Annotated in this window: 17 protein-coding genes and 1 pseudogene; 11 read left to right on the forward strand and 7 right to left on the reverse strand. The window is 68.9% G+C overall.

Annotated elements, in window-relative coordinates:
• The first annotated feature begins 2 nt into the window (after window positions 1-2).
• Window positions 3-521: a PH domain-containing protein gene (locus L6444_RS06265; RefSeq protein ID WP_236981363.1), complete on the forward strand. Its 519-nt coding sequence runs from the start codon at window positions 3-5 to the stop codon at window positions 519-521.
• On the opposite strand, the gene L6444_RS06270 is transcribed toward L6444_RS06265, so the two are convergent.
• Complete coding sequence (locus L6444_RS06270) at window positions 476-1135, reverse strand: GtrA family protein (RefSeq protein WP_236981364.1); 660 nt, start codon at window positions 1133-1135, stop codon at window positions 476-478. The genes L6444_RS06265 and L6444_RS06270 overlap by 46 nt on opposite strands.
• Window positions 1136-1234: 99 nt before the next feature.
• Between L6444_RS06270 and L6444_RS06275 the strand changes: the two genes are divergently transcribed.
• The 6 genes from L6444_RS06275 (at window position 1235) to L6444_RS06300 (ending at window position 7663) form a co-directional block, all read left to right on the forward strand.
• Window positions 1235-2449, forward strand: coding sequence for a 5-(carboxyamino)imidazole ribonucleotide synthase (locus tag L6444_RS06275; protein WP_236981365.1), 1215 nt, complete (start codon window positions 1235-1237; stop codon window positions 2447-2449).
• Complete coding sequence (purE, locus tag L6444_RS06280) at window positions 2442-2963, forward strand: 5-(carboxyamino)imidazole ribonucleotide mutase (RefSeq protein ID WP_236981366.1); 522 nt, start codon at window positions 2442-2444, stop codon at window positions 2961-2963. The genes L6444_RS06275 and purE overlap by 8 nt, the downstream gene beginning before the upstream one ends.
• Before the next feature lie 15 nt (window positions 2964-2978).
• Window positions 2979-4148: an acyl-CoA dehydrogenase gene (locus L6444_RS06285; RefSeq protein ID WP_236981367.1), complete on the forward strand. Its 1170-nt coding sequence runs from the start codon at window positions 2979-2981 to the stop codon at window positions 4146-4148.
• Window positions 4149-4404: 256 nt separating this feature from the next.
• Window positions 4405-5589, forward strand: a complete 1185-nt coding sequence (locus L6444_RS06290) for a PP2C family protein-serine/threonine phosphatase (RefSeq protein ID WP_236981368.1) — start codon at window positions 4405-4407, stop codon at window positions 5587-5589.
• Between the two features lie 74 nt (window positions 5590-5663).
• Window positions 5664-7226 (forward strand): sensor histidine kinase, encoded by a 1563-nt coding sequence (locus tag L6444_RS06295; protein ID WP_236983864.1) that lies wholly within the window; start codon window positions 5664-5666, stop codon window positions 7224-7226.
• Window positions 7223-7663, forward strand: a complete 441-nt coding sequence (locus L6444_RS06300; RefSeq protein WP_236981369.1) for a response regulator — start codon at window positions 7223-7225, stop codon at window positions 7661-7663. The genes L6444_RS06295 and L6444_RS06300 overlap by 4 nt, the downstream gene beginning before the upstream one ends.
• A gap of 13 nt (window positions 7664-7676) precedes the next feature.
• On the opposite strand, the gene L6444_RS06305 is transcribed toward L6444_RS06300, so the two are convergent.
• On the reverse strand, window positions 7677-9923 hold the full coding sequence (locus tag L6444_RS06305; RefSeq protein ID WP_236981370.1) for a SulP family inorganic anion transporter: 2247 nt from the start codon (window positions 9921-9923) through the stop codon (window positions 7677-7679).
• Between the two features lie 238 nt (window positions 9924-10161).
• Window positions 10162-11373, reverse strand: coding sequence for a CoA transferase (locus L6444_RS06310; protein ID WP_236981371.1), 1212 nt, complete (start codon window positions 11371-11373; stop codon window positions 10162-10164).
• Window positions 11374-11527: 154 nt separating this feature from the next.
• Here L6444_RS06310 and L6444_RS06315 point away from each other — a divergent pair, with 154 nt between their 5' ends.
• Complete coding sequence (locus L6444_RS06315; RefSeq protein ID WP_236981372.1) at window positions 11528-12217, forward strand: cation transporter; 690 nt, start codon at window positions 11528-11530, stop codon at window positions 12215-12217.
• Window positions 12218-12319: 102 nt separating this feature from the next.
• Complete coding sequence (locus tag L6444_RS06320) at window positions 12320-13963, forward strand: AMP-binding protein (RefSeq protein ID WP_236981373.1); 1644 nt, start codon at window positions 12320-12322, stop codon at window positions 13961-13963.
• Here L6444_RS06320 and ctpC read toward each other — a convergent pair.
• The 4 genes and pseudogenes from ctpC to L6444_RS06340 form a co-directional block, all read right to left on the reverse strand.
• Window positions 13960-16110: a manganese-exporting P-type ATPase CtpC gene (gene ctpC, locus L6444_RS06325; protein WP_236981374.1), complete on the reverse strand. Its 2151-nt coding sequence runs from the start codon at window positions 16108-16110 to the stop codon at window positions 13960-13962. The two genes, L6444_RS06320 and ctpC, sit on opposite strands and share 4 nt — an antisense overlap.
• Before the next feature lie 4 nt (window positions 16111-16114).
• Entirely contained in the window at window positions 16115-16396 is a 282-nt protein-coding gene (locus L6444_RS06330) for a DUF1490 family protein (RefSeq protein WP_236981375.1), read from the reverse strand.
• Window positions 16397-16459: 63 nt separating this feature from the next.
• Window positions 16460-17146 carry a TIGR03089 family protein gene (locus tag L6444_RS06335; protein ID WP_236983866.1) on the reverse strand — a complete coding sequence of 229 codons (687 nt, stop codon included), beginning with the start codon at window positions 17144-17146 and terminating at the stop codon, window positions 16460-16462.
• 46 nt (window positions 17147-17192) lie between these two features.
• A pseudogene (locus L6444_RS06340) lies at window positions 17193-18673 on the reverse strand (LCP family protein).
• Window positions 18674-18736: 63 nt separating this feature from the next.
• Between L6444_RS06340 and rfbD the strand changes: the two are divergent.
• Window positions 18737-19645 carry a dTDP-4-dehydrorhamnose reductase gene (gene rfbD / locus L6444_RS06345; RefSeq protein ID WP_236981376.1) on the forward strand — a complete coding sequence of 303 codons (909 nt, stop codon included), beginning with the start codon at window positions 18737-18739 and terminating at the stop codon, window positions 19643-19645.
• Window positions 19646-19655: 10 nt separating this feature from the next.
• Window positions 19656-20558: a glycosyltransferase family 2 protein gene (locus L6444_RS06350; protein ID WP_236983868.1), complete on the forward strand. Its 903-nt coding sequence runs from the start codon at window positions 19656-19658 to the stop codon at window positions 20556-20558.
• Window position 20559: the final 1 nt, after the last annotated feature.

The following is a 20559-nucleotide window of genomic DNA, read 5'->3' on the forward strand; positions in this document are numbered from 1 at the left end:
ATATGAGCTACCCGGACAACGCCCTGGCCGCCGGCGAGAAAGTGGTGCTGCACCGGCACCCGCATTGGAAGCGGCTGATCCTGCCGGTGCTGAGCCTGCTCCTGTTGACCGGGCTGGCCGCGCTGGGCAGCGGGGTGGTCGACGGCAGCCAGTGGCAGCCGCTCACCAAGAAGATCCTGTTCGGCGTCATCTGGGGCGTCTGGCTGGTCGTCGTCGGCTGGCTGACGGCGTGGCCGTTCCTCACCTGGCTGACCACCCATTTCGTGGTGACCAACCGGCGGATCATGTATCGGCACGGAGTGTTGACCCGAAGCGGCATCGACATCCCGATCGCGCGGATCAACAGCGTGCAGTTCCGGGACAAAGTCTTCGAGCGGATCTTCCGCAGCGGCACGCTGATCGTCGAGTCGGCGTCCCAGGACCCGCTGGAATTTCACGACATCCCGCGGCTACGCGAGGTGCACGCGCTGCTCTATCACGAAGTCTTCGACACGCTGGGCTCCGAAGAGTCACCCAGCTGAGCCTGCCCCTTGCGCTTGTTGCGCCAGGCGCGCAACAACGTCACGTTCCCGCCCTCGATCTCGTCCTCGAAGACCTCGGCGATCCCGCCAGCGGTCAGCGCCGACTCCAGCGCCCGGTCCGGGTCGCGCGCGAACGCGTCCGGGAACACCCAACGCCGGAACGCCCAGAACCGGAACGCCATCTGCAACAGGTTGCCGATGATGTACGCCGACACGAAGTCCGCGAGGTTCTCCACCGTCAGCGACACATTGGGCACCCGAAGTTGCAGCACATAGCTGGAGAACCACAGCGGCGCCATGCTCAACAGCACCCCCACACCGCTGAAGGCGAAGAACAGCAGCGCCTCGTGGTGCCGCTCGCGGCCGCCGCGGTTCCGGAAGCTCCATTCCCGGTTCAAGATGTAGGACGCGATGACCGCGACGATCCCGGCGATCACCTTGGCGGTGACCGGCTTGGATTCGAGAATGGTGAGCTTGAGCGTGTAGAAAATTGCTGAGTCGATGATGAATGTGGTGCCGCCGACGATGGCGAATTTGATCAACTCATGGTGGCGCATCGCAAAGGGCTGAATTACCCCGGGAAGGCGCGCAATCGTGGCATCGGCAAAGGACACAGCACGCCAGTCTACGGACGATCTCGAAACCGACGCAAAATGATACATAACGATTTGGTACGGCCTCCGCTAAACACGCCGGTCAACAGCCATGACAACATGATGGCCGTGCCGAGTCCCCGTACCCCGCTGGTGGCGATGGTCGGTGGCGGGCAGCTCGCCCGCATGACGCATCAGGCCGCCATCGCCCTCGGCCAGACCCTGCGGGTTCTGGCAAACTCCGTCGACGAGCCGGCGGCCCAGGTGAGCCCCGACGTGGTGGTCGGCTCCCACACCGATCTCGAGGATCTGCGCCGGGCGGCGGCCGGGGCCGCCGTGCTGACGTTCGACCACGAGCACGTGCCCACCGAGCTGCTGGACAAGCTGGTCGCCGAGGGCGTCAACGTGGCTCCGCCGCCACAGGCCCTGGTGCACGCCCAGGACAAGCTGGTGATGCGGCAGAAGCTGGCCGCGCTGGGCGCGCCGGTACCGCGCTGGCTGGCCATCGAGACCATCGAGGGTCTCGCCGAGCTGGACGCGTTCGCGGCGCGGACCGGTGGCACGCCGGTGGTCAAAGCCGCCCGCGGCGGCTACGACGGCCGCGGCGTGACAATTGCGGACGATCTCGCCGACGCCCGGGAGATCGCCGGCGAATACCTCGCCCGTGGGGTACCCGTGCTGGTCGAGGAGCGGGTGCAGCTGCGTCGGGAGCTGTCCGCGCTGGTGGCGCGATCGCCGTTCGGCCAGGGGGCGGCCTGGCCGGTGGTGGAAACCGTGCAGCGGGACGGGATCTGCGTGCAGGTGATCGCGCCGGCGCCGGAGCTGGCGCCGGACTCCGCCGCCGACGCCCAGCGGCTGGCGCTGCGGCTGGCCGGGGAGCTGGGTGTGGTCGGGGTGCTCGCCGTCGAGCTGTTCGAGACGGCCGACGGCACGCTGCTGGTCAACGAGCTCGCCATGCGGCCGCACAACTCCGGGCACTGGACCATGGACGGATCCCGCACCAGCCAATTCGAACAGCATCTGCGGGCGGTGCTGGACTATCCGCTCGGCGACACCGACGCGATCGTGCCGGTGACGGTGATGGCCAACGTGCTGGGTGCGGCGCAGCCGCCGCGGATGAGCGTGGACGAACGGCTGCACCACCTGTTCGCCCGGATGCCCGACGTCAGGGTTCATCTCTACGGCAAGGCCGAACGGCCCGGCCGCAAGGTCGGCCATGTCAACCTGCTGAGCACCGGGGCCGAAGGCCTGACCGAGCTGCGCAGGCGCGCCGAGCTGGCGGCACACTGGTTGTCCCACGCGCAGTGGACGGACGGATGGGATCCGCATGGGTGATGCAGCGCAGCCCCGCGTCGCAGTGATCATGGGCAGCGACAGCGACTGGTCGGTGATGGTCGACGCGGCCGCGGCGCTGGCCGAGTTCGGCATCCCGCACGAGGTTCGGGTGGTCTCGGCGCACCGCACCCCGGGGGCGATGTTCGACTATGCCCGCGACGCCGCCGGCCGCGGCATCGAGGTGATCATCGCGGGCGCCGGGGGAGCGGCGCACCTGCCCGGCATGGTGGCCTCGGCCACACCGCTGCCGGTGATCGGCGTGCCGGTGCCGCTGGGGCGGCTGGACGGCCTGGATTCGCTGTTGTCGATCGTGCAGATGCCGGCCGGTGTGCCGGTGGCCACGGTGTCCATCGGCGGCGCCCGCAACGCGGGACTGTTGGCCGTCCGGATGCTCGGATCGTCGGATCCGCAACTACGCGCGCGCATCGTCGAGTTCCAGGACGAGCTGGCGCGCAGCGTGCAAGCCAAGGATGCGGCGTTGCAGCAGCGAGCGAGTAAATTGGGCCCCGACTAGCAAGGAGGCCGACAGATGGCTGGATGGGCCGGAAACCCGTCATTCGATTTGTTCCAACTTCCCGAGGAACACCAGGAGTTGCGTGCCGCGATCCGGGCGCTGGCGGAGAAGGAGATCGCCCCGCATGCCGCCGACGTCGACGAGAACTCCCGGTTCCCCGAGGAAGCACTGCAGGCTCTCAACAATTCGGGTTTCAACGCCGTCCACGTGCCCGAGGAGTTCGGCGGCCAGGGTGCGGACTCGGTGGCGGCCTGCATCGTCATCGAGGAGGTCGCCCGGGTCGACGCGTCGGCCTCGCTGATCCCGGCGGTCAACAAACTGGGCACCATGGGCCTGATCCTGCGCGGCTCCGACGAGCTGAAGAAGCAGGTGCTGCCGTCCATCGCCGACGGCACCGCGATGGCCTCTTACGCGCTGAGCGAACGGGAGGCCGGCAGCGACGCCGGATCGATGCGGACCCGGGCCAAGGCCGACGGCGACGACTGGATTCTCAACGGCACCAAGTGCTGGATCACCAACGGCGGCAAGTCCAGTTGGTACACCGTGATGGCGGTGACCGACCCCGACAAGGGCGCCAACGGCATCTCGGCGTTCATGGTGCACAAGGACGACGAGGGCTTCTCCGTCGGCCCCAAGGAACGCAAGCTCGGCATCAAGGGCTCGCCCACCACCGAGTTGTACTTCGAGAACTGTCGGGTGCCCGGTGACCGGATCATCGGCGACCCGGGTACCGGGTTCAAGACCGCCCTGGCCACCCTCGACCACACCCGCCCGACCATCGGCGCGCAGGCCGTCGGCATCGCCCAGGGCGCGCTGGACGCCGCCATCGCCTACACCAAGGACCGCAAGCAGTTCGGGCAGTCGATCAGCGATTTCCAGGCGGTGCAGTTCATGATCGCCGACATGGCGATGAAGGTGGAGTCCGCCCGGCTGATGGTCTACAGCGCCGCGGCCCGCGCCGAGCGCGGGGAGGGCAACCTGGGGTTCATCTCCGCGGCGTCGAAGTGTCTGGCCTCCGACGTGGCGATGGAGGTCACCACCGACGCGGTGCAGTTGTTCGGCGGCGCCGGGTACACCGTCGACTTCCCGGTGGAGCGGATGATGCGGGACGCCAAGATCACCCAGATTTACGAGGGCACCAACCAGATTCAGCGTGTCGTGATGTCGCGGGCATTGCTACGCTGAGCCGGCCTGTAAACAGTGCATGCGCAGTTTCGCGAACAATGGGAAACTCCCAGCGCAACCGCCTATTATCCAGCAGACGAGCAGTCCACGCGATTGAGCAGCCAGTCGGGGTGGCAGGACGCTGCGGAGGGCCCGCTTCGGCGCGTCGGCCGCACGCCTGCACGCCATCGTCCGACCAAACGTATTCCCACTGCCCAGGGGGCGATGAGGTGACGAACGTAGGTTTGCGCGCACGTGACTGCGTGACGAGCACTTGATGGCGCAAGGGTCGATCGCACCGGCCGCGACGTGGCAGGCGTTGTCGCTGCTGCTGGTCGAGGACGACCGCGCCGACGCGGTGCTGGTCGAGGAGCTGATCGCCGATGCGGTCGCCGACATCGAGGTGGTGTGGGCACAGTCGATGGCGCACGCCGAACGCGAGCTGGCCTCCGCCCGCCCCGACTGCGTGCTGCTGGATCTGAACCTGCCGGACGCCAACGGGATCGACGCGTTGGACCGCATCCTGCGCAGCGACGCCACCGTCCCGATCGTCGTGCTCACCGGGCTCAACGACGAGTACTTCGGGGCTTCTGCCGTCGCGGCCGGCGCGCAGGACTACCTGGTCAAGGGGCGGGTGGAGCCGGAGATGTTGCGGCGGGCCCTGCTGTACGCGATCGAGCGCAAGCGGGCCGAGCTGATCGCCGCGGACCTGCATGCCAGCCAGCTGCGGGCCCGGGAGAACGCGCTGCTCGAACGCGGCCTGCTGCCCTCGCCGCTGTTGCTGGACAACCCGGGCGTCGACATCGTCGCCCGGTACCGGCCCAGCCGCGAGAACGCCTTGCTGTGCGGCGATTTCTACGACGTGGTGCAGACTTCCGACCGGGTCACCCACGTCCTGATCGGCGACGTCGCCGGACACGGCCCCGACGAGGCGGCGTTGGGTGCCGCACTGCGGATCGCCTGGCGCACACTGACTTTCGCCGGAGTGCACGGTGTCGAGCAGATGCGCCAGCTGGAGCGGGTGCTGCATGCCGAGCGGGCCGAGAACGGCGTGTTCGCCACCGTGCTGAGCCTGGCGATACCGCCCGACGATGGCCCGATCACCGCCGTCCGGGCCGGCCACCCCGGGATGCTGCTGCACGGGCCGGGATCGGTGGAGTGGATCGAACCCCCCTACGGTCCCGCGCTGGGACTACGCAGTTCCGGCTGGCCCCAGCACCAGCTGGAGCTGCCGCCCGGGCACGGGTTGCTGTTGCTCACCGACGGGCTGTTCGAGGGGTATTCCGGTCATGACGGGCGCCGGCTGGGCGAAGCCGGCTTGCTGGCCCTGGCGCGGGGGCACGCGGCGCTGCCCGGCGCACAGTTCGTCGACGCCGTGATCGACGGCGCCGAGGAACTCGCCCGCGGGATGGGCGGGCTCAGCGACGACATCGCCGTGGTACGCGTGGAGCGCACCTCGTGAGAACCGACGCCTCGGGAACGCTGCCCAGAAAGCAACTCACCGCGCGCGGCTGGCAGGCCCTGGTGTTGTCGATCATGGGCGTGTTGGTGCTCGCGGGCGCGGTGCTGGGCGGGTTGTTGCTGGAGCACGCCGACGAAGTGTCGCGCGAGTTGCGCGACGACGTGCAGCCGGCCCGGGTGGCCGCGGCTCAGCTGCAGGCGGCGGTGCGCGACCAGGAAACCGGCACCCGCGGCTATCTGCTCACCGCCGATCCGCAGTTCCTCAAGCCGTATTACGACGGGCAGCGCGCCGAACGCGCCGCGGCCGACTTTATTCGGAGCCGACTGGGTCGGCATCCGGATCTGATCGCGGATCTGGATGCGATCGAGGCTGCCGCCACGGAATGGCGAAACAGCTACGCCGAACCGGTCATCGCCGCCTTGCGGGCCAACAACGCGGCCTTCACCAAGAACGCCGACCTGACCGACCATGGCAAAACGCTGTTCGACGGCCTGCGCGGGCTTTTCGACACGCAGACCGCGCACCTGACCGAGGCGCGCAACCAGGCCACCGCCAGCCTGCAGCGGGTCAACGACTGGCGGGACCGGGTGCTGGCCTCGATGGTGGTGACGTTCTTCGTGACGGCCGCGGCGCTGGGGCTGCTGATCAACCGCGCGGTGTCGAAGCCGCTGGCGTCGCTGGCGGCGTCCTGCCGCCAGGTCACCGAAGGCCACTTCGGCGACGCCATCAAGCTGCCCCGCCGGCCGGCGGACATCCGCGGCATCGCCTACGACGTGGAAGGGATGCGGCAGCGGATCGTGCAGGCGCTGGAGGCGTCGCGGGCCGCGCAGGCGCAACTCGACGAGCAGGCGGCCGATCTGCGGCGTTCGAACGCCGAACTCGAGCAGTTCGCCTACGTCGCGTCGCACGACCTGCAGGAGCCGCTGCGCAAAGTGGCGTCCTTCTGCACGTTGCTCGAGCGCCGGTACCGGGACAAGCTCGACGACCGCGGCGTGGAGTACATCGACTTCGCGGTCGACGGCGCCAAGCGGATGCAGGTGCTGATTAACGACCTGCTCAGCTTCTCCCGGGTGGGTCGGCTCAACGCCAAGTACACCGCGGTCGAACTCGACACGGCGCTGGACTCGGCGGTGGCCAATCTGGCGGTGGCCATCGAGGAGTCGGGAGCCGAGATCGTCCGGCCGGCCCGGCCGCTGCCGCGGGTCAACGGTGACCCGACATTGCTGGTTGTGTTGTGGCAGAACCTGATCGGCAATGCGGTGAAGTTTCACCGCGAGGGCGTTCCGCCCCGGATCACGATCGAATTCCGGCGCGGCACCGGCAGTCGGGAGAACCTCTGGGTTTTCAGCGTCTCGGACAACGGCATCGGAATCGCCGAGGAGTTCGTCGACAAGGTGTTCATCATCTTCCAGCGGCTGCACGGTCGCGACGCCTATGGTGGAACAGGTCTCGGTCTTGCGATGTGCAAGAAGATCGTCGAGCACCACGGGGGCACCGTGTGGATCGACACCTCGTATACCGATGGGACACGGTTCGAGTTCACTTTGCCTGTCGCCGAGCTCAACGCTGAACCCATCGGGGGGCGCAGTGAGGTAGTCCAATACGGCTTGGTCTCTTCAGAAGGAGCAAACGAATGACATCACCCGGTCGCGCGATCGACATCCTGTTGGTCGAAGACGACCCCGGCGACGAGCTGATCACCCGGGAAGCGTTCGAGCACAACAAGCTCAAGAACAGGCTGCATGTCGCGCATGACGGCGAGGAGGGGCTGAACTACCTCTACAAGCGCGGCAACTACGAGCACGCTCCGCGGCCCGACCTGATCCTGCTCGACCTGAACCTGCCGAAGTACGACGGGCGGCATCTGCTGCAGAAAATCAAATCGGACCCCGACCTGTGCCGCATCCCGGTCGTCGTGCTGACCACCTCCTCGGCCGAGGAGGACATCCTCAAGAGCTACAAGCTGCACGCCAACGCGTACGTCACCAAGCCGGTGGACCTGGATCAGTTCATGAACGCGGTCCGCCAGATCGACGAGTTCTTCCTGCAGGTGGTGCGGCTGCCGCCCAGCTGACGGGCGGCCGGATTCAGTGCGCGGGAGCCGGTTCCCGCGCGGTCTGGGTGGCGGGCACGATCCCGTGCCGATCCACCACGTGCACGTGCACGGTGGCGAAGTCGAAGAAGATGCCCACCACTTGCACGGCACCTGACTCCACCGCGGCAGCCAGGATCGGGTGGCGGCTGAGCCGGTCGACCTGCACCGCCACGTTGACGATCGCCAGCTGGTCGACTTCGCTGAAGCGGAAACCGTTCGACGTGCAGCTCAGCCGGGCGTCGTGGTTGTCCCGGTAGGCTGCCAGGCTTTCCCGGGCATGTTCGAGCCACTGCGAGATCGGGGCGGCGGTGTCGTGGAGCGTTCCGTCGAGCAGCGCCTGCATCGCGCGGCATGACGAATGTCCGCACACCACAACCGAACTCACGCCGAGTTGGTTGACCGCGAAGTCCAGCGCGGCGTCCACGGAGCGCTCGGCGGAGTCCACCGGCACCAGGTTGCCGACGTTGCGCACGATGTAGAGGTCGCCGGGCCGGCTCGCGGTGATGGTGTCCGGCAGGATCCGGGAGTCGGCACAGGTCAAGAACACCGTGTCGGGGTTGGGGGAGTCGATGAGCTCAGGGACGTGATGGTGCAGATTGCCGATGCGGTGATAGTGCTGGACGCCGTCCAGAATCGAGGCGTCGGGCCCGTCGCCGTTGTTGTCGCGGCGCGACGGCCAGGGCGCCTCGCGCAGCGAGCGGGAGACGAAGTGGCGTCGCGGTGGGCTCTGGTGGGCGCTCACCAGGTTGGCCGGCGACGTCTCGACGATGGTCACCGATCCGCCGGTTGCCTCATGGGCGGTCTTCCAGTCGGAGATGGCCTCGGAGATCGAGTGGTCGATGTAGTCGGCGTTCAGGTTCAGCGTCACATCGCACCCGGGCGGCAGGGTGGAGAGCACGTTGGTCAGCCGCGGCAGCAGCAGGAAACTGAGCGTGCCGTCGATGTCGACCCGCCAGTGCTTGGACTCCTCGCCCACCGGTTTGGCCTCGATGGGCGCTTGGACGACCCGGACCAGCAGGAACCCGATGGCCACCGCCAGCCCGATGGCCACACCCTCGAGCAGGTTGAGAAAGACCACGCAGACGATGGTGATGACGTAGATCGCGAAGTTGCCGGTGCGCACGGCCACCTGGATGTGGGCCAGCTTGATCAGCTGGATACCGATGACGATGAGCAGACCGGCCAGCGCGGCCTTGGGGATCAGCTCCACCAGGCCGGTCAGCAGCGAGGCGAACAGCAGGATCCACACCCCGTGCAGCACGGCCGAAGTCCGGGTGCGCGCGCCCGCGGCGACGTTGGTGGAACTTCGCACGATGACGCCGGTCACCGGCAGGCCGCCCAGCAGGCCGGACACCACGTTGGCGCTGCCCTGCCCGATCATCTCCCGGTTGAAGTTGGTGCGCGGTCCGCTGTGCATCTTGTCGATGCCGACCGCCGAGAGCAGGGATTCGACGCTGGCGATCAGCGCCACCGTGACCACGCCGAGCGCGACCGCGCCGATCTCGGACAGCCACGGGTGGCCGCTCGGGGACACCGGCGGCAGCTGCGGCAGCCCGATGGCGTCGAAGAAGTTGCCCGACAGGTTGATCCGGTCCACCTGCAGGTCCACCAGCAGCGACAGCGCCGTGGCCACCACGATCGCCACCAGTGCGCCCGGGATGAAGCGGATCCTGGGGGGCAGCTTCGACCACAGCACCAGGATGGCGATGACCGTGCCGCCGACGATCACCTCGTGCAGTTCGTGATTCAGGATGCCGTTCGGCAGCGCCTTGATGTTTTCCCAGGCCGAGCTGCGTGAGGCGCCACCCATCAGCACGTGGATCTGCTGCAGCACGATGGTCACGCCGATGCCGGCCAGCATGGCGTGCACCACCACCGGCGCGACGGCCAGCGCCGCACGCGCTACCCGGACCAGGCCCAGCAGGATCTGCACCGCACCGGCGCAAATGGTGATCACGCACGTCATCTGCCAGCCGAACTGGTCGATCAAATCGGCCACCACCACGGTGAGGCCGGCGGCCGGGCCGCTGACCTGAAGCACCGAACCGCCGACGGAGCCGGCGACGATGCCGCCGGCGACCGCGGCGATCAACCCGGCCATCAGCGGGGCGCCGGAGGCGATGGCGATACCCAGCGACAGCGGCAGCGCGACCAGGAAGACCACCAGCGAGGCCGGCAGGTCGTAGCGCAGGTTCGGCAGGATCTTGCGGGGCGCTTCCGCGGTGGCAGTGCTGCTCATGCGACTCCTCGTTGCCGGGGGCTTCCGGCTGACGACCTTTCAGGACCGGCGTGAACGCCGTCTGTCGACCGGTAGTCCACCAGGCGTCGGGTACGGGCAACACATATTTGCAACCAGCAAACATATGAGCCCGATTACCGGCGCATTCACCAATATCCCTGCGGCCGCCAACGATCCCGGGAGCCGAACAGCGATTCATCGGCAATTCAAAGAAAAACGATGAATCGCCTGCGCGAATTTAGGAAAGCTCGGTGAGATACCGGTCGTTGTGTTGGCCGGGCGCCGGCGGCGGGTCGGTGACGGTGGCGTCGAAGCTGGTGTAGCGGGCCGGCGTACGGATCACGGTGACCGTCCCGATCGCCGGATCGTCGGCACTCACTTGCAGCGCGAGGTCGTTCTCGGCGAACAACGGGGTGTCCACCACCTGCTTCCACGTGTAAGCCAGGCACGCCATCAGGCCGCCCTCCTGCAGCAGTTCCACCCATTCGGCGGCCGTCTTGGCCGCCAGCGCCGATTCGAGTTCTTCGGTCAACTCGGCGTAGTTGATCGCCCGGGAACGCTGGTCGGCGAACCGCGGGTCGTCGATCAGGTCGGGCCGGCCGATGATCTGGCACAGCTTCGTCCAGTGCTTGGGCACATAGGCGCTGATCACGAGGTAACCGTCGGAGGCGCGGAACGCGTCCGAGGGTTGGGTGGCGAAGCCGACGCCCTTGCGCTTCTTGACCGGCTCGCCGGCGGGTTGGCCGGCGGGCTGCTGGGCCGGTTCGGGTTTAGCCGGCAGCTTGTTCAGGTGGATGGTCAGCTGATTGGCCTGCAGGCCGACCGCGACGTCGTACATCGCGACCCGCACCAGGTCACCGACACCGTGCCGCTCGCGGTTGAGCAACGCGGCCAGCACAGCCTGGGCCAGCACGTGGCCACTGGCGTTGTCGACCACCTGGAAGGGAATGATCTGCGGTTTGCCGCTCGGGGTGGGCATGCCGCTGCTCATGCCGGCCTCGGCCGCGACCATCAGGTCGACCCCCGGCCGCGAACCGTGCGGGCCGTTGCCGCCGTACGCGCTGAGCCGGGCGTAAATCAGCTTGGGGTTGCGGGCCCGTAGCTCCTCGGGGCCCAAGCCGAGCCGCTCCATGACACCGGGCCGGAACCCTTCCAGCACCACGTCGGCGGTGTCGGCGAGCTCGAGGATCTGCCGCTTGGCGACCTCGTCCGTGAGGTCGACCGTCACCGACTTCTTACCGCGGTTGTTCGGCAGGAAGTAGGTGGCCAGCGGGGGGCGGCCGGGCAGCACCGAGGTGAGCCGCCGCGCCTGCTCCCCGCCCGGCGCCTCGATCTTGATGACTTCGGCACCCAGGTCGGCCAGCACCTGTCCGGCCAGCGGCCCGGCGACGTTCTGGGTGAAGTCCAGTACCCGGAAGCCGTCCAGCGGTTTCGGTTGGTTGTCCGTCATCGGCCGCGATTCTCCTTGTCTGGCTCGCCGTCGGGGTCGAGGCGCGCCTTACATGCTTAGACAGATTAACGACGCGATCCTTGTCACCAAACCGTGTCCGCGGTCGCCACCCGGGTTACCAGCTTCCGCACGGCTACGCATCTAGCATCGTGGGATGCAACCGGCGACCACTCCCGGTCTCATCGAAGTCGACGCCTGCTGCGACGGAACCGTCGCCCGGCACGGGCCGCCGACGCGAGATGCCGCCTGGCGGCGACACGCGCGAGTGGCGCACCGGCTGGCCTGGGTGAGCCTGGCCGTGATGCTGTGCGAGGGCGTGCTGGGCCTGTGGCAGGGCATCGCGGTGGGGTCGGTGGCGTTGACGGGGTGGGCGCTGGGCAGCGTGCCCGAAGGCTTGGCCAGCGCGATGGTGATCTGGCGGTTCAGCGGTTCGCGCACGCACTGCGACAAGGCGGAGCGGCGCGCGCAGATCGGTGTCGCGCTGTCGTTCTGGCTGACCGCCCCCTACATCGCGGCCGAGTCGGTCCGCCACCTCGTCGAGGGTCAGCACGCCGAGACCTCGCTGATCGGCATCGCGCTGACGGCGCTGGCCCTGGTGCTGATGCCGACGCTGGGCCGGATCAAGCACAATCTGGGCGCGCGACTGGGCTCCGGGGCCACCAAGGGTGAAGGCACGCAGAACTACCTGTGTGCCGCCCAGGCGGCTGGAGTGCTGGTGGGCCTCGCCGTCACTGCGACGTGGTCGGGGACCTGGTGGGTCGATCCGGCTGTCGGACTCGTGATCGCCGCTGTCGCGATCTGGCAGGGCTTCCGGGCCTGGCGGGGCCTGGACTGCGGCTGCTGAGCGTCGAGCGGTTGCCGTGCCTGCGCGGGTGACCAAAGGCACCCGTCCACGGTGTCGTTACGCCTGCCGTGCCGCGCGGATCGGTGGCAGCATCGACGTGTGGTGAGCGCAGAGCAGACGTTGGCGGGGCTGGCCAGGCGGCTGGGTTTGGAAGGCGAGTCCCTGCTGTTGTATCTCCGGTCGGGCGGACTGCGGCCGATCCTGCCGGCCCGGATCGGGTCGGTGCTGCGCGCCCTGCAACGCTATGGGCTGCTGGGCGCGGCGACGGCGATCGCCGCGGGCCGCGACCCCGACGGTCTGGCGCTGATCGACGAGCGCGGTCCGCTCAGCTTCGGCGAGTTGGATCGCCGCACCAACGCGCTGGCCAACCAGTGGCGCTGCCGCGGGCTCGGCCCCGGCGCCAGCGTGGCCATCCTGGCCGCCAACCACCGGGGCTTCCTCGAGGCGGTTTATGGGGCCGCCAAGTGCGGCGCGGGCGTCGTGCTGCTCAACACCGGCTTCGGCAGCGCCCAGCTCGCCGACATGGTGGCCCGCGAGAAAATCGATCTGTTGGTGCACGACGACGAGTACCGGGCCGTCGTCGCCGATGTCCGGCCGAGGCTGGGCCGAGTCGTGGCGTGGAGCGACACCCCGGCCGACGACACCATCGACGGGCTGATCGACCGCGGCATCGAACGCGGCGCGGATGCGCCACCGCCCCGCTCGGGTGGCCGGCCCAAGATCATCATCTCCACCAGCGGAACCACCGGCACCCCGAAAGGCGCCATGCGTTCCGAGCCGCTGTCGCTGATCCCCGTCGGAAGTCTGCTCGGCAAGGTTCCGTTCCGCGGCCGCGGCGTCACCGAATGCTGTGTGCCGCTGTTCCATTCGCTGGGCTTCAGCCACGCCATGTACGCGATGGTGCTCGGCTCGACGCTGGTGTTGCACCGCCATTTCGACCCGCAGCAGGCCCTGAACAGCGCGGCCGAGCAGCGGGCCGACGCCATGATCGTGGTACCGATCATGCTGCGGCGCATCCTGGACCTAGGCCCGCAGGCGCTGGCCGCGGCCGACCTGTCCGCGTTGCGGATCGTGTTCATCGGCGGCTCTCAGCTCGGGGCCGCGCTGGCCACCCGCGCCCTGGAAGCGCTGGGGCCGGTGGTCTACAACATGTACGGCTCCACCGAGGTCGCCTACGCCACCATCGCCACGCCGGCAGACCTGGCCGTCGCGCCGGGATGCGTCGGCAAGGTGGTGCCGGGATCGGTGGTCAAGGTCTTCGCCGACGAGCTGCACGAAGCGCCCGTCGGGACGCCGGGACGGATTTGCGTCGGCAACATCCTGGCTTTCGAGGGCTACACCGGCGGCGGCACCAAGGAGTCGATCCAGGGCCTGATGGCCACCGGCGACGTCGGCCATTTCGACGCGGCCGGCAGGTTGCACGTGGACGGGCGCGACGACGAGATGATCGTCTCGGGCGGGGAGAACGTCTACCCCGGTGAGGTGGAAGAGGCGCTGGCGAACCACCCCGGCATCCTCGAGGTCGCGGTGGTGGGCGTCGACGACGAGGAGTTCGGCCAACGGCTGCGCGCCTACATCGTGCCGCGGCCGGGCGTCTCGCTGACCGAACAGGATGTCAAAGATTACGTGCGAAACCAGTTGGCGCGCTTCAAGATTCCCCGCGACGTCCGCTTCGTCGACGCGCTGCCCCGCAATGCGGGCGGCAAGGTGCTCAAGCGATTGCTGAAAGACCAGCGCGTGACTTAGTCCAGCCGGTAGCGGATCAGCCGGGAGCTGTTGGCCACCACCGCGACCGACGACGCGTTGTGCAGAATCGCGGCGAGCACCGGTGACAGCGCACCGCCCGCCCCGATCAGCAGGCCGGCCGCATTGACCGCGATCGACATGCCGTAGTTCTGCTGGATGACGCCCACCGCGCGGGCGCCCAGGTCCCGCACGTCGAGCAGGCGGTGCAGGTTGTCGTTGGCCAGCGCGACGTCGGCGGTCTCGACAGCGACGTCGGTGCCGGCCAGGCCCATCGCGATGCCGATGTCGGCGGCGGCCAGCGCGGGGGCGTCGTTCACGCCGTCGCCGACCATGCCGACCACAAAGCCCTCCTGCTGCAGGCCGCGCACCACCTCCAGCTTGTCCTCGGGCATCACTTCGGCGCGCCATTCGTCGATGCCCAGCTCTGCGGCAACCACTTCGGCAATGTCGGGGTGGTCGCCGGTGAGCATCACGATGCGGCGAACTCCGTTGCAGCGCAACCTGTTCAGCACCTCGGCGGCCTCGGGCCGCACCTCGTCGCGCAGGCTGATCAGGCCCACCAGCTTGCCGTCCACCGCGAGCAGCAGCGGGGTTTCGGCCTGGGCGCGCAGCTTGGCGACCCACTCCGAGGCTTTCTTGGACACCCGGACCTTCTCGGCGCGCAGCAGTCCCGGGCTGCCCAGCAGCAGGGTGCGCCCGTCGGCCCAGGTCCGCATGCCCAGCCCCACCAGCACCTCGCACTCCTCGTGCGGCGGGATGCTGATGTGGCGTTCCTCGGTGGAGCGGATGACGGCCTCGGCCAGCGGGTGCCGGGAGTGGATCTCCGAGCTGGCCGCGTACGCCAGCACCTGCTCGGGCTCCCAGTCTTTCTGCAGCGAAACAATATTGGTGACCACCGGGCGCCCGACGGTCAGCGTGCCGGTCTTGTCGAAGACCATCGCGTCCACCCGGCCGGCCTGCTCGAGGTGCGAGCCGCCCTTGATCAGGATGCCGCGCCGGGCGCCGTTGCCGATGGCGGCGCTGATCGCCGTCGGGGTGGACAGCCCGACCGCGCACGGGCACGCGATCAGCAGCATGGTCATGGCCCGACGGACGTCGCCGGTGACCAGCAGGGTGACGGCCGAGACGACGAACGAAGTGGGCACGAAGCGGCGGGAGAAGTTCTCGCCGACGGTCTGAATCGGGGCCCGATCATGTTGGGCCTCTTCGACTCTGGTGATGATGCGGCCGATGGTGGTCTGGTTGCCGACGGCCTGTGCGCGCACCACCAGCCGGCCGCGCACCACCACCGAGCCGGCGTGCACGAGCGCCCCGGCGGTGACGCTGACCGGCAGGTTCTCGCCGGTGATCGCGGATTGGTTGACGATGGCCTCGCCCTCGACCACCTCGCCGTCGACCGGGATGGCGACGTGGTCGTGGATCACCACCTCGTCACCGATCTGCACGGTGTCGATCGCCACCTGTACTTCGGTACCGTCTTCGAGCCGGATCCAGGCGGTGTCCTGGCTGCCGCGCAGCAGTTCGGAGATCGCGCGCCGGGTGCGGCGCAGGGTCAGGTCCTGCAGGTACTCGCCGATGTTGAGCAGCCACAGCACGGTCAGCGCGACGACGTTCTCGCGCAGGATCAGGCTGGCGACCGTGGCGGCCGAGACCAGCGCGTCGGTGCCGAGCTTGCCCGAGCCCACCGAGCGCAGGGCGCCGCGCAGGAACGGGTAGCCGGTGAAGACGGTGACGCCGGTGGCCACCAGCCGTCCACCCGCGCCCAGCAGCGGTGGCCGCGCGAACACGTAGCGGCGCACGCCGAGCAGCGCCAGCGCCGCACCGCCGATGACCATGCGCAGCACGTCGGTGTTGCGGATCTCGCTCGAGTGCGGTTCGCGAGTCGGGATCAGTTCGGCCGCAACGGTTTTAGCGCTGCGCACCGCATCGAGCACGGCCACGCGGTCGCAGCGCCTGGGGGAGTACCAGACGACGACCGAACCGGTGCGGGGGTAGGCATGGGCCACTCGCACCCCGTCGACCTGGGTGACGGCCTCTTCCACCGCGACGGCCCGCCGCGAGTCGCAGCGCACCCAGTCGACCTTGACCCGCATCCGGCCCGCCGCATCGGAGACGACCTCCAGCGGTTCGGCGATCGCGAGAGTCATCCGCTCAGTGGTCGTGGTCGTGGACGTCCCCGACGGCAGGCGTGGGCGTCTCTTCGCCGATGCGTTCGCGGGCTTCGGCCATCACGTCGGCGATCTTGAGGCGGGCCGATTCGGCGGCCACCTCCGCCTTGCGGGTGCCGCGCAGCCCAAGTTCGGCGCCCTTGACGGCCGTCTCGTGCAGGGGTGCTTTCTTGGCGGCTTTCTTCAGCACCTCGTACGCGGTGACCCCGGCCAACCCGGTGATCACCGTCGAAGCCGCCTTTGCCAAGAGCGCCTGCACCGCCATCGTTACGCCTTTCTCTGGGATCTCCCGACGCTAACATCCAAATATCGCGATATCAACATGTGTTTAGGGACCTGTCAGCAGCGTGCGGGTGACCTTCTCGGTTTCGATGCGGCGCGCCATCGCCGCCGAATCCGGATTGGCCACCAAAACCAGCGACCCGCCCACCGACAGCACCGCCAGCAATTGGTCCACCAGCTGCTCGGGCCGCTCCCACGACGCGGTGGACAGCACTCGGTCTGTCGCCGAGATGCCCTGCATCGCCGCCGATTGCGCGCAAGCCGCCAGCACCTGGGCGGCCGACTGCCCGGCCAGCGCCGGCCCGGGCTGGGGTTCGGGCACGATCTGGTCGCCGTGCACCCGCACCGCGGTGGCGTAGTCGGTGACGCCGATCGGCAGGTCTGGGACGGGCTTGCCGAACGGGTCCAGCGACAACACCGCCACCTCACCGCCGGTGACCGAGTCATCGGCCTCGTCCAGCCGGTCGGCCGTGCAGAACGCGACGTCGGCGGGACCGTCGAAAACCGCCTCGGCGCCGATCCACCACACCCCGAACAGCACCGCCGCGGTCTGCCAGTGCGCCGGCAACAGCACCGCCACCCGGCTGCCCGGCCCGGCGCCCAGTTCGTCGCGCAGCAGGTTGGCCGTCTTGGCGGCCCAGTTCGCCAGCGTCACCGCGGACAGTTCGATGCGCTCGCCGGTGGAATCGTTGTAGTAGGTGATACGCGGGCCGACCGGGTCGGCGCGCAGCATCGGATCCAGGATTGCCGCGCTCAGTGTCAGTTGCCCCACGAAGTGGTCAGTTTATGCACTCGGGGTTGTCCGAGCCCGCGGTGAGGATGGGCGACGGGGCGGGGGCGGTCGAATTGGCGGCCCCCACGGTGGAGGCGCGCACCTGCGTAGCCGTGCCGCCGCCGTCGAGCCCCGATCCCGGGCCGGTGTAGTCGTTGGCCAGCACCACCCGCACCGATCCGGCCGGTATCGACGAGTCGGCGACGACGGGCAGGCCGCCGAGTTGCTTGGCCACTTCCTGGGCGCCCAGGTCGTCGGCCTTGGGCGCGCGCACCTGGCTGTTCTTGACGTGGCTGCCGTCGTTGTTGCCGACCGTGCCGGCGGTGAACCCCTTGGCGGTCAACACGTCGGACACCGCCGAGGCGAGTCCGTTGATGTCGGTGTCGTTGACCACGTTGGCGGTGGTCTTGCCGGGCGCGTAGGCCAGCTCCTCGGTGTGTCCCTGGTCCTGCTCGTGCAGCAGACCCAGAACCCACTCCTGCACCTGGTGCGGATCCACCCGCACCACGCTCTGCATGCCGTCGTCACTCCAGCCGGCGCCGTCGAGCACCGGGATGGTGGCGAACGCGACCTTGCCGCCGGCCAGGCTCTGCAACTGGCGGACGAAGTCCATGATGTCCCAGCCCGACGAGATCACCACCGAGCGCTGTACGGCCTGTTCCAGGCGCTTGAGCGTGGCCGGGCTGGACAGCGTCTTGCCCGAGATCACCCGGTGGGCCAGCGAGGCCATCACCACTTGCTGTCGCACCACCCGGTCCAGGTCGCCGCGCGGCAGTTCGTGCCGTTGCCGCACGAAGCTGAGCGCTTGCGGGCCGTTGAGCTTCTGCCGGCCGGCCGGGAAGTCGGCACCTGAAAGCGGTTCGAACACAGCATCTTTGAGGCACACGTCGACGCCGCCGAGGGCGTCGGCGATCAGTGCGAAGCCCAGCAGGCCGATCTCGGCGTAATGGTCGACGGTGACGCCGGTGAGGTCGGCCACCGTCTTGATCAATGCCGTGCGCCCGGCTTCGGTGCCGGCCGCGGCGGCCTCGGCGGCCGAGGCGCCGGCTTTGACCAGGCTGGTCCGCTTGGCTTCGCGGGTCTGCCCATAGACGCCGTTGATCTTGGTCTTGCCCAGGCCGGGCGCCTGCACGTAGGAGTCGCGGGGGGATCGAGATCGCGGTTGCCGACTTCCCGTTGTTGGGGATGCGGACCAGGATGATGGTGTCGGTGTTGGTGGCCTCTTCGTCGCCGGCGCGCAAGGTGGCCAGTTCCTCGGGGGGTCAGCGCGTTGCCGTGTGCGTCGGTCCGGCTGTCCAGGCCCACCAGCAGGATGTCGATCGCGCCGTCGTCGGCGCCGCCTCCCAGCGAGGGCGACGACATGTGGAAGATGCCGTCTTCGAAAGATCTGACGTTGCTCCAGGCCACGCCGGTGCCGATCACCACGGTCACCGCCAGGGCGGTGCAAATCACACGCATCACACGAGCCACACTTTGCGCAGGCATCACTGTAGGTTACTTGCGCAACATCCGGTTTCCGGGTAGCCCGCATCGGCGTGCCAGACTCGAACCATGGCAGGCAGGCTTGTGATCACCGGTGCGGGCGGGCAGTTGGGCAGCCTGTTGGCCGCGCAAGCCACCCGATCCGGCCGCGACGTGCTGGCCGCCGCCTCGTCGCAATGGGACGTCACCGACCCGGCGGCGGCCGCGCGGAATATCCAGGCCGGCGACACCGTGATCAACTGCGCGGCCTACACCGACGTCGACGGCGCCGAGACCGACGAGGCCCGCGCGTATGCCGTCAACGCCGCCGGCCCGGAGCACCTGGCGCGCGCCTGCGCACGGGTCGGAGCCGAGCTCATCCACGTCTCCACCGACTACGTGTTCGACGGCGACTTCGGGGATGCACCGCCGCGCCCCTACGAGCCCGGCGACCGAACCGCGCCGCAGGGCGTCTACGCACGCAGCAAGCTGGCCGGCGAGCAGGCGGTTCATGCCGCGCTGCCGGATGCCGTCGTGGTGCGCACCGCCTGGGTGTACACCGGCGGCGTCGAGCGCGGCGACTTCGTGGCGGTGATGCAGCGACTGGCCGCCGGCGCCGGTCCGATCCGGGTGGTCGACGACCAGACCGGCTCGCCCACCTATGCCGCCGACCTGGCCGCGGCGCTGCTGGAGCTGGCCGACAGCTTGCCAACGAAAGATGTCCGCGGACGCATCTTCCACGCCGCCAACGAGGGTGCGGTGTCCCGCTTCGAGCAGGCCCGTGCGGTGTTCGAGGAAAGCGGCGCCGACCCGCACCGGGTCAACCCGTGCGGCACCGACGAATTCCCGCGCCCGGCGGCGCGGCCCGGCTATTCGGCGCTGTCGAACCGGGAATGGATCGCGGCGGGGTTGACACCGTTACGGCCCTGGCGCAGTGCACTTACCGACGCACTCGCCGCGGCCGGCGCCGATCGACCGTTACCCTCTACGCGTGACTGACGTTCTGCCGGTGGTGGCGGTGACCTATTCGCCGGGTCCGCACCTGGAGCGGTTCCTGGCGTCGTTGTCGCTCGCCACCGAACGTCCCGTCAGCGTGCTGCTGGCCGACAACGGCTCCACCGACGGCACCCCGCAGGCCGCCGTGATGCGCTATCCGAACGTGCGGTTGATGCCCACCGGCTCCAACCTCGGCTACGGGACGGCGGTCAACCGCACCGTCGCCAAGCTGGCGCAGCGCGACGAAAACTGGGTCGAGGACTGGGTGATCGTGGCCAACCCGGACGTGCAATGGGGCCCGGGCAGCATCGACGCCCTGCTGGAGGCCGCCACCCGGTGGCCGCAAGCGGGCGCGCTGGGGCCGCTGATCCGGGATCCGGACGGGTCGGTGTACCCGTCGGCCCGTCACCTGCCGAGCCTGATCCGCGGCGGCATGCATGCGCTGCTGGGGCCGGTCTGGCCGCGCAACCGTTGGACCAAGGCCTACCGGCAGGAGCACCTGGAGCCCAGCGAGCGTCCGGTGGGCTGGTTGTCGGGCTCCTGCCTGCTGGTCCGCCGGGCCGCGTTCGAGCAGGTGGGTGGTTTCGACGAGCGCTACTTCATGTACATGGAGGACGTCGACCTCGGCGACCGGCTGGGCAAGGCCGGCTGGCAGTCCGTCTACGTGCCGTCGGCGGAGGTGCTGCACCACAAGGGCCACTCGACCGGCCGCGACCCGGCCAGTCACCTGGCCGCGCACCACCGCAGTACCTATATCTTTCTGGCCGACCGCCATTCCGGCTGGTGGCGGGCCCCGTTGCGGTGGACGTTGCGCGCTTCGCTGGCGCTGCGCTCGCGGGTGATGGTGCGCAGCGCGCTGCGCAGGTCCCGTAAGTCGCTGCGGCAGGAGTTGAAGATGGCAGAAGGGCGGCGCTGAG

Origin of the sequence: Mycobacterium kiyosense, assembly GCA_021654635.1 — a bacterium.
Taxonomy (GTDB): Bacteria; Actinomycetota; Actinomycetes; order Mycobacteriales; family Mycobacteriaceae; genus Mycobacterium; species Mycobacterium kiyosense.